Raw genomic sequence first — 15,528 nt, forward strand, 5'->3', positions numbered from 1 at the left:
TAAATTCATTTCGGCTCTTCGTAAATGAAACTATTGATAAGGATTTTTTGCCCGGCACGACAAGACGAAGGCTGCGGTACACCGGTATCCGCCCTTACCCATTGGTATGCTGGCGGTATCCGGCTGCACGCAGCCTGGGGTACTTCCTGGTCCTTCGCCAGCCCTGAAACAGCCAGTGACTGCGAATGCAAACTTGCTCCACACGCTGAATTTTTGACACTGATGATATGAGATCAACATCAAACATTCATATGAGAAATATTTGTCTATAATCAATTATAGGTGTAAATTTTGCCTCAAAGCAAGCAATAAGTACCTGAATAAATGGCAGATTAACTTTCTTCGGGGAAATGGCAACAACGCCGATTCTTGCCTCTTAGAAATGCCCCATGGCAGTGCGGGCGTGCGCCGAAACAGCGCATTTACAACACATGGCGTAGCCATATTGCATCGTTTTGGAAGAGGTGCTCAGAGGAAGGGGGGGGACGGACAATACCACTGCGCAGAAGCAGCGGTATAGACAAGTTGGCTCAGCTGTCCCAGCTGCAATGCATCACATAGGCGTGGCACTCTGTGCCAAAGACAAAGACGCTCCAGATGGCGCCCAATTGCCCGGTCAGGCTGATCTGGCCAGATGATACCAATTGATACCAGCGGGGCTCGCCGCGCAGCAGTTCGGCCAGTTCTCGCTCGAAACCGTCATATAAACGCGCATCGAGCGGCTGGCGGTCCGCCTCGCTCATGGGACGAATACGCTCCAGCAACCACTGGCGCGGCGTGCAGGCGATGCCGCTGCACACTACGCTCTCGAGCGGCTGCAAGGACAAGCCCGCCGGCGCAATCCGCAGCGAGCGGCACAGCGCGTCGAGCGATGCCTGCGGCGCGACGGGTCCCAGATACTCGCAAAGAAACAAGCTGCCGTCATCCTTCAGGGCGCCGACGGCCAGCAAGTAGCCCTCGATCACGCGCGCAAGGCTGTGGCAGTCGCCGCTCATCAGGCAGGCAGCGACAAACGCGCCGCCGCTTCCAGCAGCAAACGGGGGTCGCCCGAGGCCAGCTTCTTCGAGTCCGACAGGGTCTGGCGGAAGCCGCGCGCGCCGGGCAGGTTTTGCATCAGGCCCAGCATGTGGCGCGTGACGCTGTTCAGTTTCAAGCGCCCCGCTTCTTTCTCCAGCTGCGCGCTAATGTACGGAATCATCGCCTCGAGCACCTGTTCGCGCGTTTTCACGGGCGTCTCGTCGCCGTAGTAGCGCTGGTCGAACTGCGCCATCACGTACGGGTTGTGGTACGCCTCGCGGCCCAGCATCACGCCATCAAGGTGCTGCAAATGCAGGTCGATCTCGTCCAGGGTCTTAATGCCGCCGTTGATGATGAACTCGAACTGGGGAAAATCGCGCTTCAGGCGGTAGGCGTAATCGTATTTCAGGGGCGGCACTTCGCGGTTTTCCTTCGGGCTCAGGCCTTTCAGGATGGCATTGCGCGCATGCACGATAAACGTCTTGCAGCCGGCATCGGCCACGGTACCGACGAAGTCGCGCACGAAGTCGTACGATTCGCTGTCGTCGATGCCGATGCGGTGCTTGACCGTGACGTCGATGTCGACCACGTCGCGCATGGCTTTCACGCAGTCGGCCACCAGTTGCGGTTCGGCCATCAGGCAGGCGCCAAACGCGCCTTTTTGCACGCGCTCGGACGGGCAGCCGCAGTTCAGGTTGACCTCGTCGTAGCCCCACTGCTGGCCCAATTTCGCGCTGGTGGCCAGGTCTGTCGGATCGCTGCCGCCCAGCTGCAGCGCCACCGGATGCTCTTCCTCGTTGAAGCGCAGGTGGCGCTCCACGTCGCCGTACACGAGCGCGCCCGTCGTCACCATCTCGGTGTAGAGCCAGGTGTGGCGCGTGATTTCGCGGTGGAACTTGCGGCAATGGCGGTCGGTCCAGTCCATCATGGGGGCGACGGACAGGCGGCGGGAAGGCAGGGAGGACGTAGTCATAGGATCAATAAAAACAGGTCAATACACAACAGCTTCTACAAACAACAAACCCGCTGCGCGCATCACCGGTTAAAGTCATGCGGCGCAGCGGGCCGAAAGCGGCATGGACGTCAATCCATGCTCACGCGGGTATTACGCGTCGCGCGACGCTTTTTTACGCTCGTGCTCTTTCAGGAAGCGCTTGCGCAGACGGATCGATTTTGGCGTGATTTCCACCAGTTCGTCGTCCTCGATGAATTCGACTGCGTATTCCAGCGACATCTGAATTGGCGGCACCAGGCGCACTGCTTCGTCGGTACCCGACGAACGCACGTTGGTCAGCTGCTTGCCCTTGATCGGGTTGACGACCAGGTCGTTGTCGCGCGAGTGGATACCGATGACCATGCCTTCGTAGACCGGGTCATTGTGCGACACGAACATGCGGCCGCGGTCTTGCAGTTTCCAGATAGCGTAGGCAACGGCGGCGCCGTCATCTTGCGAGATCAGCACGCCGTTACGACGGCCAGCCATTTCGCCACGGGTATTGTCGACTGGTGCGTATTCGTGGAATACGTGACTCATCAGGCCGGTGCCGCGGGTCAGGGTCATGAATTCGCCCTGGAAGCCGATCAGGCCACGCGCCGGGATCAGGTACTCGAGACGCACGCGGCCCTTGCCATCCGATTCCATGTTTTGCAGGTCGCCGCGACGACGGCCCAGTTCTTCCATGACGCCGCCCTGGTTGGCTTCTTCCACGTCGACCGACAGGTTTTCAAACGGCTCGTGGCGCACGCCATCGACCATCTTGAACACCACGCGTGGACGCGATACGGCCAGCTCGAAGCCTTCGCGACGCATGTTTTCGATCAGAATCGTCAGGTGCAGCTCGCCGCGGCCCGATACTTCGAAGATCGTGTCGTCGTCGGTCGGCGCTACGCGCAGAGCAACGTTGGCTTTCAATTCTTTTTCCAGACGGTCACGCAATTGACGCGAGGTAACGAACTTGCCTTCGCGGCCAGCCAGTGGCGAGTTGTTGACCATGAAGTTCATGGTCAGCGTTGGCTCGTCGACGGTCAGCATCGGCAGCGCTTCCGGGGTGTCCAGTGCGCACAGGGTCGAACCGATGCCGATTTCGTCGATACCGTTGATCAGGCAAATGTCGCCGGCGACGGCTTCGTCCACCAGCACGCGCTCCAGGCCCTTGAAGTTCAGCACCTGGTTGATGCGGCCCTTGATCGGGGTTGCGCCAGGGCCATTGATGACCAGCACGTCTTGACCAACTTTCACGGTACCGCGGTTGACGCGGCCAATGCCGATCTTGCCGACGTACGACGAGTAGTCCAGCGAGGTGATCTGCATTTGCAGCGGGCCTTCCGGATTGTCGTCACGTACTGGAACGTGTTCCAGGATGGCGTCGAACATCGGCTTCATGTCGCCGCCGCGCACGTCTTCGGTCAGGCCGGCATAGCCGTTCAGGCCGGAAGCGTAAACGATAGGGAAATCCAGTTGCTCGTCGGTTGCGCCCAGCTTGTCGAACAATTCGAACGTCTGGTTGATGGCCCAGTCCGGGCGCGCGCCTGGACGGTCGATCTTGTTGACGATCACGATAGGCTTCAGACCCAGTGCCAGCGCCTTGCGCGTGACAAAACGGGTTTGCGGCATCGGGCCTTCCTGTGCATCGATCAGCAGCAGAACCGAGTCCACCATCGACAGAACACGTTCCACTTCGCCGCCGAAGTCGGCGTGGCCTGGGGTGTCGACGATGTTGATGTGGGTGCCTTCGTACTCAACAGCGCAGTTCTTCGACAGAATCGTAATGCCGCGCTCCTTTTCCAGGTCGTTCGAGTCCATGACTCGGGTGTCGACCGCTTGGTTTTCACGGAAGGTGCCGGACTGGCGCAGCAGCTGATCCACCAGCGTGGTTTTGCCGTGGTCAACGTGGGCGATAATGGCGATATTACGAATTGCGCGTTTTGTATTTGACATGGTCGTAGTAGTTACTGAAAAACTGCGGAGTGCGTACAAGGTGTACGAGATACCCGAATGCTAATCTATTTCCGGAACCGCGTAGTATAGCATGTTGCGTTGCAACGCTATCTAAAAATGCTGGCGGCTCCCGCAGTCGGGGACGGATTGTTTAAAAATACGACACCGGGTTAGCAGTGTCGCTGATCAATATGACTTGACCATGACTTACCTATGACTTAACGACACCTGACAAAACCGTAGCGAGCGGAAGGGAGTTGTGGCTAAGAAGCGCAGCTGTGCGCATGCACAGTGAGCATCGCAGGCCGCAAATCACGACGCGCAGTAGGTTTGGTCAGGTGGTCACTGATGCGCCGTGGCGATCAGGCGCTCCGGGGCCAGGATGCTGTATTCCTGCAACTGGCCCGTGCCCAGCAGCTTGCTGTCGTGATACACGCGCACCCTGCCCGGCTCGTTTGGTACGGCAACGTCTTCCTTGCCCAGCGCGATGCGCTGGCCATGCAGGAAACGCTTGGCCAATTCTTCCGTCAGCTGGACGGCGGGAAAGCTCGACAATAATGCATCGACGGGCGCCAGCAGGCTCAGCGGCGCGGCATGCGCCGTCAACTCATCGAGGGTGACGACGCCGTCAAGCGTCAGGCTGCCCACCTGCGTGCGGCGCAAGGCGTTCAGATGGCCGCCGCAACCGAGGGCATGGCCGATGTCTTCGCCCAGCACGCGGATATACGTGCCCTTGCTGCACATCACGGACAATTTCAGGAACGGGGCTTCATAGCCGAGGAACTCGAGCTTGTGGATGGTCACCGGGCGCGCTTCGCGCTCCAGCGTGATGCCTGCCCTTGCATACTCATATAGGGGCTTGCCGTCCCTTTTCAAGGCCGAGTACATGGGCGGCGTCTGCAGGATAGGCCCGCGGAACCGCGCCAGCACGGCTTCGATCTGCTCTTGCGTGACGTTGACGTCGCGCGTTTCCAGCACTGCGCCTTCCGTGTCGCCCGTATCCGTCGTCTGCCCCAGGTGCACCAGGGTTTCATAGGTTTTATCGGCTTCCAGCAAGTCCTGCGAGAACTTGGTCGCCTCGCCAAAGCACAGCGGCAGCAAGCCCGTGGCGAACGGATCCAGGGTGCCCGTATGGCCCGCTTTTTTCGCGTTCAAGACGCGCTTGGCCTTGATCAGGGCATCGTTGCTGGACCAGCCCACAGGCTTATCGAGCAGCAAGACGCCATCGACCAGGTCGCGCACCCGCTTGATGCCCGCTGGTTTCTTCGGACCCGCCACTGTTATTGCTCGTCCGCTTCTGGTTTGACATCCGGCTCGGCATCGGCCGCGCGCGTGGCGTTGGCCTTGTCGATCAGGAGCGACATTTCCATGCCGCGCGAGGTCGAGCTGTCGTGCACGAAATGCAGCATCGGCAGGGTGTGGATGTGCAGGCGCTTGCCCAGCAAGCCACGGATGAAGCCCGACGCTGCCATCAGGCCTTCGGTGGTGTTCTTGATGGCTTCCTTGCTGTCTTTCAACATCGTGAAAAACACCTTGGCGTGCGCGTAATCGGGCGTGATCTGCACTTCGGTGATGGTGATCATCGTGCCCACGCGCGGGTCTTTCAATTCGTAGGCGACGATTTCAGCCAGATCGCGCTGGATCTGGTCGGCCACGCGCAAGCCGCGCGCTGGCATGGTTTTGCTATGTTTAGCCATGATTTTATGCTGTCCTAAGTGCCGCAGGGCGCATGAGTCAAACGGTTGCCCGTTGACCAATGCGCCCCACGTGTTTGCGCGGACAACGGTATGTCCGCGCGGTTTTCATTGCTGCTGCGATTACAGGGTACGAGCGATTTCCTGGACTTCGAACACTTCCAGCGTGTCGCCAACCTGAATGTCGTTGTAGTTCTTCAGCGACAGGCCGCACTCCAGACCGGCGCGAACTTCTTTCGCATCGTCCTTGAAGCGTTTCAGGGAGTCGATCTCGCCGCTCCACACCACGATGTTGTTGCGCAACAGGCGGACGGAAGAAGCACGCTTGACCACGCCATCGGTGACCAGGCAACCGGCAATCGCGCCGACCTTCGAGACCAGGATAACCTGGCGGATCTCGACTTGGCCGATGACGGTTTCGCGTTTCTCTGGTGCCAACATGCCCGACAACGCCGATTTGATCTCGTCGATCGCATCGTAAATGATGTTGTAGTAGCGAATGTCCACGCCATTCGACTCGGCCAGCTTGCGTGCCTGGGCATCAGCACGGGCGTTAAAGCCGATGATGACCGCTTTCGAGGCGACTGCCAGGTTGACGTCCGATTCCGTGATGCCGCCGACGGCCGCGTGAACCACTTGTACGCGCACTTCGGAGGTCGACAGTTTCTGCAGCGAACCGACCAGCGCTTCTTGCGAACCTTGCACGTCGGTTTTGATGATCAACGGCAAGTTTTTCACTTCGCCTTCGGCCATCTGGTCGAACATGTTTTCCAGTTTCGCAGCTTGCTGCTTGGCCAGTTTCACGTCGCGGAACTTACCTTGACGGAACAGACCGATTTCGCGCGCCTTGCGCTCGTCAGCCATGACGACGACTTCTTCACCGGCAACCGGCACTTCCGTCAGACCCTGGATTTCGACCGGAATCGAAGGACCCGCTTCAGCGATCGACTTGCCGTTCTCGTCCAGCATGGCGCGAACACGGCCATACGAAGAGCCCGCCAGAATCACGTCGCCGCGCTTCAGGGTACCGGACTGCACCAGGATCGTCGCGACAGGACCACGGCCCTTGTCCAGACGCGCCTCGACTACCAGGCCGCGCGCTGGCGCATCGACCGGTGCCGTCAGTTCCAGCACTTCGGCTTGCAACAGCACTTGTTCCAGCAGATCGTCGATACCCTGGCCCGTTTTGGCCGACACCGGCACGAATGGCGATTCGCCACCGTATTCTTCCGGCACGACTTGTTCGGCGACCAGTTCCTGCGTCACGCGGTCCACGTTGCCGCCTGGTTTGTCGACCTTGTTGATCGCCACCACCAGCGGTACGCCGGCTGCTTTCGCATGGGCAATCGCTTCTTTCGTTTGCGGCATCACGCCATCGTCGGCGGCAACCACCAGAATGACGATGTCGGTTGCCTTGGCGCCACGGGCACGCATGGCGGTAAACGCTTCGTGGCCCGGGGTGTCGAGGAAGGTGATCATGCCGCGTGGCGTATCGACGTGGTAAGCGCCGATATGCTGCGTAATGCCGCCCGCTTCGCCGGATGCTACCTTGGCGCGACGGATGTAATCGAGCAGCGAGGTCTTGCCGTGGTCGACGTGACCCATGACGGTGACCACCGGTGCGCGTGGCTTGGTTTCGAAGTGTGCGTGTTCGCCCACATCGGCCAGCAGCGCTTCTGGATCGTCCAGTTCGGCGGCGAACGCCTTGTGGCCCATTTCTTCCACCAGAATCATGGCGGTTTCCTGGTCCAGCACCTGGTTGATCGTGCACATCTGGCCCAATTTCATCAAATGCTTGATGACTTCGGATGCCTTGACGGACATTTTGTGCGCCAGTTCGGCCACGGTGATCGTTTCCGGTACGTGCACGTCCTTGACGACGGCTTCCGTCGGCGCCTGGAAGTTCGATTCACGGTCGTCATGGTGCGTCGGGCGACGGCCCTTCGCGCCACCGCGCCAGCTGTCACGGCCGCCTGGGCCGCTATTGCCGCGTGGCTTAGGACCACCGGTGGTGCCGCGTTTTTTCGCGTCATCGGACCAGGTGGACGACACATTGGCCGACTTGATGGATTTCTTGTCTGCAACAGCAGGCTTCTTGTCGCCCGGCTTGTCGCCAGGTTTCTTGTCAGCAGGCTTGTGCAGCGTGCCTTCCGGCGCCTTCGGCTTGACGGGAACCGGTACGGGTTCCGGTGCCTTGATGGCGCGGCGTGGCGCGTTCATCATGGCCTTGATCTGGGCGACTTCGTCGGCAACGGCCTTGCGTGCACGCTCGGTGGCTTCCGCTTTGTCAGCGGCTTCCTTGGCGGCAACAGCAGCGGCGGCGGCTTTCTTTTTCGCTTCTTCAGCGGCAGCAGCTTTTTTCGCTTCGGCGGCGGCGTCGTCAACGACAGGCGCAGCAGCGCTGGCGGCAGGCGCGGCGGCAGCTTTGGCTGCCGCTTTCTTCGCTTCCGCTTCCGCTTCTTTCTTCGCAGCCAATTCAGCCTGTTGCGTGGCTTTCGCCTGGGCTTCTTTTTCCGCATCGAGCTTGGCCAGACGTTCTTGCTTTTCGCGCAGATCGGCTTCCTGGCGGGCGATCAGTTCAGCCTGTTTACGGGCTTCTTCTTCACGGCGCGCCACGTCGGCGGGATCGATCACCGGTGCGGCAGGCGCGGCCGGTTCTGCCGCGACCGGCGCAGCTTCGTCACGCTGGACGAAAGTGCGTTTCTTGCGCACTTCCACCTGGATCGTGCGCGATTTGCCGGTGGCGTCTGCCTGCTTGATCTCAGTCGTTTCCTTGCGGGTCACGGTGATTTTTTTCTTTTCTGTGTCAGCCGCTGCGCCGTGTGTGCGGCGCAGATGATCCAAAAGCTTGTCCTTATCATCTTTCGACAATGGATCTGACGTCGAACTTTTCTCGACGCCGGCAGAACGCAGCTGCGTCAGCAGCAAATCTGCAGGCATCTTCAGTTCGGTGGCAAATTGGGCTACGTTGTTACTCGCCATTCAGTCCTCTTTTCTATGTGTCGCGGAGATGATAAAGATACTCAAATTAAGCCTTTGCGGATTCGGCCAGACTCCATGCCTTGGCTTGCAACGCCTTGGCACGATCGTCGTATTTCGAGTCAACCAACTTCATCTCATCGTCGGTCACATCTTTAAATTCACTTGTAATCAGTTCACGCGCACGGTCCGCAGACAAGGCCAGGATTGCGCCAAATTCGTCGTATGCCAGTGCTGCAAATGCTTCTACGGTCTTGATACCAGCCAGACCCAGCTTGCCGGCGGTGATGCGATCCATGCCTTCCAGATTCACCAACGCCTCGTCCATGCCTTCCAGACCCTCTTCCGAAGCGATCGCTTCGGTCACGAGCGCATCACGCGCACGGGTACGGAGTTCATTGACGGTATCTTCGTCAAACGATTCGATTTCCAGCATTTCGGAAATTGGCACGTAAGCGATTTCTTCCAGACTGGCGAAACCTTCTTCCACCAGAATATCGGCCACTTCCTGGTCGACATCGAGCTTTTCCATGAACAGGATGCGCACGGCAGCCGTTTCCTGGGCAGCTTTGTCGGCCGATTCTTCGGCCGTCATGATGTTGATCTTCCAGCCGGTCAGGTCCGAGGCCAGGCGCACGTTCTGGCCGGAACGGCCGATCGCGATTGCCAGGTTTTCTTCATCCACGACGACATCCATCGCGTGTTTTTCTTCATCGACCATGATCGACGACACGTTCGCCGGTGCCAGGGCGCCGATGACGAACTGCGCCGGATCTTCCGACCACAGCACGATGTCGACGCGTTCGCCGCCCAACTCGCCGGTGACAGCCTGCACGCGCGAACCGCGCATGCCGACGCAAGTACCGATCGGGTCGATGCGTTTGTCGGCCGTGTAGACGGCGATCTTGGCGCGCACGCCGGCATCGCGGGCTGCGGATTTGATTTCCAGCATGCCTTGCTCAATTTCCGGCACTTCCAGCTCGAACAGCTTCATAATGAATTCCGGCGCGGTGCGCGACAGGATCACTTGCGGGCCGCGCATATTGCGGTCGATGCGCAAGATATATGCACGCACACGGTCGCCGATACGCAGATTCTCTTTCGGGATCATCTGGTCGCGCGGCAAACGTGCTTCGATCTTGCCCGATTCGACGATGGCGTCGCCGCGTTCCATGCGCTTGATGGTGCCGGTGACGAGCGAATCGCCGCGTTCCAGGAAGTCGACCAGGATCTGTTCACGTTCGGCATCACGCACGCGCTGCAGGACGACCTGTTTGGTATCCTGGGCGAAACGGCGGCCGAATTCAACGGATTCGATCGGTTCTTCGATATGGTCATCGACTTCGATATCGGGAATCTGTTCTTTTGCCTCGAAATGCAGGATCTCCTGATCCGGCAATTGCAGGCCCGCTTCATCGGGCACGACGTGCCAGCGGCGGAACGATTCGAATTCGCCCGTTTCGCGGTCGATCGAAACGCGGATGTCTACTTCACCCTCATACCGTTTCTTCGTGGCTTGCGCCAACGCGAATTCGAGGGCGCCGAAGACGACATCTTTATCGACGTTTTTTTCGCGCGCCAGCGCGTCAACCAATAATAAAACTTCGCGGCTCATGCTTTGCGTCCCTTAAAAACCACCTGCGGCACCAAGCGTGCCTTATCCACATCGGCGAGCGTAAACTCCAACATCGCCGGACCATCCTTACCTTCAAATTCCAACGACAATTTATCGCCCACGGGTTCTTGCAAGATCCCCTGGAACGATTTCCGGTTGTTCGTACCCGGCATCGCCACCATCAGCTTGACGATGATTTCCTGGCCTGCGAAACGGACGAAGTCTTCCAGCTTGCGCACCGGACGATCGAGACCCGGGGAAGAAATCTCGAGACGCTCGTAAGGAACGTTCTCTACCGTCAACACATGCGATAACTGGTGACTGACCGTGGCACAGTCTTCGACCGTGATCGGACCTTTTTCAGCGGCATCGGCGGCGCTGAAATCAATAAAGACGCGCAGCAGCCCGCGCTCGGCACGTTCGACATCAACGAGCTCATAGCCCAGACCTGTAACTGTCTTTTCAATTAATCCCAACTGCTGCAAGAAATTCTCCAGAAATAAGGCCCGTTTTCGGCATGACAGCGCCGCAATAAGCGCCGACAACATGCAAAAAACACGCATTCAAGTCATATATGGCCCCTTGCGGAGCCATTACAAACGGTTCAACAAAAAAAAAATGGGCATCTGCCCATCTTCTTGTATTTTCCCAACCAGATGAAAGCACTCCCCACCAAACAACCCTGCGGAGAACTTTTATTAGGCTGCAGATTATAACCTCTTATTAACTTCGCCGCAATGCCGCACACGAGGAGCGGCCCGGCTTACAACAGTTACAAGAGCGCGCACCCGCAGCAGATCGGCGGGCGCGCAAGAAGAAACTCTTCCCGATTAACCTTTGCTGCGGCGGCGCGGCATGCCATCCATGCCGCCGCGATCCATGCCGCCACGCGGCTGGCCGCCGGAACGTGCTTGCCCACCGGCACCACCGCCGGCATTGCGGCGCGGACCCGTGTTGGCGAAGCCGAATGCCGTTTGCAGCGGATCGGGCTGGCGCGGACCGCGCTGCGGCGCGCGGCCTTCGCCACCCGGACGGCCCTGGCCTGCCGCACGCGGCGGACGGCCCTGGCCTTGGCCTTGTGCGCCTTCGAACGATGCGGACGAACGGGGCTGACCGCCCTGGAACGGACCTTGCGGCTGGCCGCGGCCCGGACCACGCGCTTCGCCTGGACGGCCGGCGCCGCCCGGGCGGCCCTGGCCTTGCGGACGGGCAAACTGGCCTTGCGGCTGGCCACGGCGCGGCGCGACAGGGAAAGGATCGGCATTGCGGTTGCTCACATCGATGCGGTTGCCATTCGGCTCGTCATCGCGGCTGGCCTTGCGCGCTTCGCGGCCCTTGGCGGCGCCAGCGGCACGGGGGTCGCCCGATGCCGGCATTTTCTTTTCGATGCCGTAGGCGGTGAGCAGGTCGCGCACGGTGTTTTCATCCATCTCTTCCCAGCGGCCGCGTTTCAGGCCGCTCGGCAGGGTCATGGCGCCGTAGCGGGTACGGATCAGGCGCGAAACGGTCAGGCCGATGGCTTCGAACATGCGGCGCACTTCGCGGTTACGGCCTTCGCCGATCACCACGCGGTACCACTTGTTGATGCCTTCGCCGCCGCCATCGGCGATCTTCGAGAACTGCGCCAGGCCGTCTTCCAGCTCGACGCCGGCCAGCAGCTTCTGGCGCATGCCCTCTTCCAGCTCGCCCAGGGTACGCACGGCGTATTCGCGGTCGATGCCGTAGCGCGGGTGCATCAGGCGGTTGGCCAGGTCACCGGACGTGGTAAACAACAGCAAGCCTTCCGTGTTGAAGTCGAGGCGGCCAACGGCCAGCCACTTGCCCGCCTTCATGGTCGGCAGGCGGTCGAATACGGATGGACGACCGTCCGGGTCATTATGGCTGACGATTTCACCGGCCGGCTTGTGATACACCAACACGCGTGGCGGTTTCTTGCTGACGCGGCGCTGGATCAACTTGCCGTTGATGCGCACGTGGTCGCTCGGCAGGATGCGCTGGCCGATGTGGGCCGGCTCGCCATTCACGGACACGCGGCCCGAAATAATCAGGTCTTCCATGTCGCGGCGCGAACCGAGACCGGCTTCGGCCAGCACCTTGTGCAGCTTCGGCGCGTCGTCGTCGGACGTCAGGTCGCGGCGCACGGCCGCTTTCTGCACGCGGCCCGTGCCGCCTTCTTCGCTGTCGAACGCGTCGGACGTAACGAACGAGAAGACGGCATCAGCGTCGCTGAGCTTGCCTGGCGCAGCCTGGCGGCCCTTGCCCTTTTTACGGCTCTTGCCGGCATTCTTGCCGGCGCCCGGCACGTCGTTGCGGGGACCGCGCGGCAGGCGCGGGCCGGACACGAGGTTGCCTTCGGCATCGAACACGTCGGCGACAGGCGCGGCAGCTTGCTCTGCGGCAGGCGCTGCGGCAACGGCATCGGCTGCCTGCGGCGCTTCGGCGCGCGGCGGCTGGCGCAACGCGCGCTCCGCCTGCACACCGCGCATCTGGCGCGGACCGCGGGTCGGGCGTGCTTCGGCCGGCTTGTCAGCAACGGCTTCCGGCGCCGTTTCAGCGACGGCGGCAGCGGCCTTGGCGGCAGCGCGGGCGCGCGGCGGACGCGGCGCCGGGGCGGCAACCGCCTCGGCTGCGGCTTCCGCGGCGTCGGCCACGGCCTTCAGGGCCGGCTTGGCGCGGGTTTTCTTGGCGGCGGGCGCAGCGTCGGCGGCGACAGCTTCAGCGACGGGCGCATCGGCGGCCACGTCGGCTTTCGTGCGGCGTTTCGGCTTGGCGGCGACAGCGTCGCCAGCCGTGCCGGCAGCAGCCGCGTCAGCTTCGATCTGGGCCTTGGTGCGGCGCTTGGGCTTGGCAACGATGGCTTCGTCGCTGGCGGTTACTGTCTCGGGTGTGTTCGGATTATTCATTCTTCGTTTCTTGGCTGTGCTGACCTGGCGCAGCGTCAACCGTTAGTTCTGGCGCAGGGTCGTGAGTGTAGGCTTCGTCCATGGGCGAAGCATCGGGGCCGGCATCAAGGCTTGCTGTCACATCTACATCTGTCACAGCCGTATTGCTACCTGCACCAAGCTGGGGGACAAGCTCATTGCTTGCCTTGTCAAAATTTTCCTGCAGGGCCGCTTCCAGGGCTTCAAGCCCGTTGCCCTGCATCTCGCTGATTTGCTGCAAAGGCGGCAGCTGGGACAGCGATTGCAAACCCAGATCATCCAAAAACTGCTTGGTGGTGGCCAGCAAGGCCGGCCGTCCCACCACGTCGCGGTAGCCGATGGCGTCGACCCAGCCACGGTCTTCCAGCATCTTGATCGTCTGCGAATTGACGGCAACGCCGCGAATTTCCTCGATATCGCCGCGCGTCACCGGCTGGCGGTAGGCGATGATGGCCAGGGTTTCCAGGGTCGCCCGCGAATACTTGGGCGGCCGCTCGGGCGTCAACCGGTCGAGATACATCTTCATTTCCGGGCGGCTTTGAAAGCGCCAGCCCGAAGCCAGGCTGACGATCTCGATGCCGCGCCCTTCCCACTCGTCGCGCAACTCTTCCAGCAATTGCTTGATCGTGTCGGCACCAACGCCGACACCGCGCACACGACCATTCTCGTCCGCATCGACGAACAGCTTTTTCAGGCTGTGGATCGTCAGCGATTCACGAGCGCACAGCAACGCGGTTTCGAGGACTTTTTTAGCCTCAATTGTATTCATAGCAATTCTGTGCGGATGTGTGTTGCAATTCGTATGCAGAGAAAGAAATCAAAAACGTTCATTTCAACGTAACAGATGGCAGACATCGATAATGACGCCGTGCTGGGTTACTAGTTGAGGCTGTTTTTCCGACGCCTTGGCCGATGCGCGCAAAGCGGGATTAAAGCGGATGCAGTGAAAGTCCTGCCATCCATGGTGCTGGCCTTAAATAACCAGCAATGAAACGAACTCCGGAGCAGCTGCTTTTCCCGTGGCGGCGAACCAGCCAGACAGGAGAGCGACAGTCGTCGTTTCATCCAACGATGCCAATTGTACCTGATAAAAAGCGGAAAAGCGCAAAACCGGGCAAAACACGCGTTTTACCCGGCCCTGGCGCGACACATCGCCCGTACCTCGCGCATCACAGGGAGGCGAGTTTCTCCGAAAGAATGGCCGATGCACCCAGGAAAGCTGGATACTGCGCCGTGATGACGAAGGTCGGCACTTGTGACACATAATTGGCGAAGCGGCCCTTGCGCTCGAAGCGGGCGCGGAAACCTGAACGGTCGAAACGCGCTCCCAGGCGTGGCACGATGCCGCCGCCGATATAAATGCCGCCGAGCGCGCCCAGGGTGACGGCGACGTTGCCCGCCACCGTGCCGAGCATGCAGCAGAACGCTTCGATGACGTCGTCGCACAGCTGGGATTCGCCGGCCAGCGCGCGGCGCGTGATTTCCGCCGCCGGCAAGGCTTCGGCCGGCACGCCCGCGCGGTCGGCCAGGGCGCGGTAGATCAGTTCCAGGCCATCGCCGGAAATCAGGCGCTCGGCCGAGACGTGCTCGTATTCGCGCCAGGCAAATTGCAGGATGCTCACTTCCGTCTCATTGAACGGCGCAAAGCTGACGTGGCCGCCTTCGCTTTGCAGGGCGATCCAGCCGCCGTGCGAAGGAATCAGGCCCGACACGCCCAGGCCCGTGCCGGCGCCGATCAGGCCGATGGCCGTGTTCGGACGGGCCGTGCCCGCGCCCACCTGGTGCTTCTGTTCGCTCGACAGCTGCGGCAAGGAACGCGCCAGGGCCGTGAAATCGTTGACCACGTCCAGGGTCGTGAAGCCGCACTCTTCGCGCATGGCGCGGATCGAGAACGACCAGTGGTGGTTCGTCATGCTGAGGAAGTCGCCGTCGACGGGGTTGGCAATGGCGATCACGGCATGGCGCACGGCTTGCCCGCCTGCGGCAGCGATGTGCGGCAGGGCCAGGTAGGCTTGCAGGGCGGCGGACAGGCTCGGGTAATCGGCACAGGGCAGCACTTCGACCAGGGTGATGTGGCCGGCGGCCACTTCCAGGGCGAAACGGGCATTGGTGCCGCCCACGTCGGCCAGCAGGCGCGGTCCATCGGCAAAGGCGGAAGTCGGCAGTACGGGAGAAGACGAAGCGCTCATGATTTTAAATGATGAAGTGGGACGCATGGGACGCCAAGCTTAAAGGATGAATGCGCCCGGAGGCAAGCAAAGTTTGTAGTTTAAGTACATCAAAACAAGCCTTTATTGGTAGTTCCACTCCAAATGCAACAGGCAAGGCCAAAGTTGCTCGAAAACAATGATTTATAGTAAGTAC

At 60.5% G+C, this 15,528-nt stretch carries 11 protein-coding genes; all 11 read right to left on the reverse strand.

Annotated elements, in window-relative coordinates; translation table 11 throughout:
* Window positions 1-530: 530 nt before the first annotated feature.
* The 11 genes from CSQ95_RS16345 to CSQ95_RS16395 all read right to left on the reverse strand — a co-directional run bounded on the left by CSQ95_RS16345 (window position 531) and on the right by CSQ95_RS16395 (window position 15,353).
* Window positions 531-995 (reverse strand): hypothetical protein, encoded by a 465-nt coding sequence (locus CSQ95_RS16345; RefSeq protein WP_099410266.1) that lies wholly within the window; start codon window positions 993-995, stop codon window positions 531-533.
* Complete coding sequence (gene dusA, locus CSQ95_RS16350; protein ID WP_099410267.1) at window positions 995-1,990, reverse strand: tRNA dihydrouridine(20/20a) synthase DusA; 996 nt, start codon at window positions 1,988-1,990, stop codon at window positions 995-997. Before dusA ends, CSQ95_RS16345 begins: the two co-directional genes overlap by 1 nt.
* Window positions 1,991-2,122: 132 nt before the next feature.
* Entirely contained in the window at window positions 2,123-3,955 is a 1,833-nt protein-coding gene (gene typA, locus CSQ95_RS16355) for a translational GTPase TypA (protein WP_070223676.1), read from the reverse strand.
* Window positions 3,956-4,297: 342 nt separating this feature from the next.
* Window positions 4,298-5,233, reverse strand: coding sequence for a tRNA pseudouridine(55) synthase TruB (gene truB, locus CSQ95_RS16360; protein ID WP_099410268.1), 936 nt, complete (start codon window positions 5,231-5,233; stop codon window positions 4,298-4,300).
* A 2-nt stretch (window positions 5,234-5,235) separates the two neighbouring features.
* Window positions 5,236-5,652 carry a 30S ribosome-binding factor RbfA gene (gene rbfA, locus CSQ95_RS16365; RefSeq protein ID WP_035825200.1) on the reverse strand — a complete coding sequence of 139 codons (417 nt, stop codon included), beginning with the start codon at window positions 5,650-5,652 and terminating at the stop codon, window positions 5,236-5,238.
* A gap of 120 nt (window positions 5,653-5,772) precedes the next feature.
* Window positions 5,773-8,631 carry a translation initiation factor IF-2 gene (gene infB / locus CSQ95_RS16370; RefSeq protein WP_070291157.1) on the reverse strand — a complete coding sequence of 953 codons (2,859 nt, stop codon included), beginning with the start codon at window positions 8,629-8,631 and terminating at the stop codon, window positions 5,773-5,775.
* Window positions 8,632-8,677: 46 nt separating this feature from the next.
* On the reverse strand, window positions 8,678-10,243 hold the full coding sequence (nusA, locus tag CSQ95_RS16375) for a transcription termination factor NusA (protein WP_070222358.1): 1,566 nt from the start codon (window positions 10,241-10,243) through the stop codon (window positions 8,678-8,680).
* Entirely contained in the window at window positions 10,240-10,728 is a 489-nt protein-coding gene (gene rimP, locus CSQ95_RS16380; RefSeq protein WP_035828693.1) for a ribosome maturation factor RimP, read from the reverse strand. Before rimP ends, nusA begins: the two co-directional genes overlap by 4 nt.
* Window positions 10,729-11,073: 345 nt before the next feature.
* Window positions 11,074-13,146, reverse strand: coding sequence for a 23S rRNA pseudouridine(2605) synthase RluB (gene rluB / locus CSQ95_RS16385; RefSeq protein WP_099410269.1), 2,073 nt, complete (start codon window positions 13,144-13,146; stop codon window positions 11,074-11,076).
* Window positions 13,139-13,933, reverse strand: coding sequence for an SMC-Scp complex subunit ScpB (gene scpB / locus CSQ95_RS16390; RefSeq protein WP_070219235.1), 795 nt, complete (start codon window positions 13,931-13,933; stop codon window positions 13,139-13,141). Before scpB ends, rluB begins: the two co-directional genes overlap by 8 nt.
* Window positions 13,934-14,333: 400 nt before the next feature.
* Window positions 14,334-15,353, reverse strand: coding sequence for a glucokinase (locus CSQ95_RS16395; RefSeq protein ID WP_070219236.1), 1,020 nt, complete (start codon window positions 15,351-15,353; stop codon window positions 14,334-14,336).
* Between the last annotated feature and the right edge of the window lie 175 nt (window positions 15,354-15,528).

The sequence above is a fragment of the Janthinobacterium sp. BJB304 genome, from assembly GCF_002735765.1.
GTDB lineage: Bacteria > Pseudomonadota > Gammaproteobacteria > Burkholderiales > Burkholderiaceae_D > Janthinobacterium.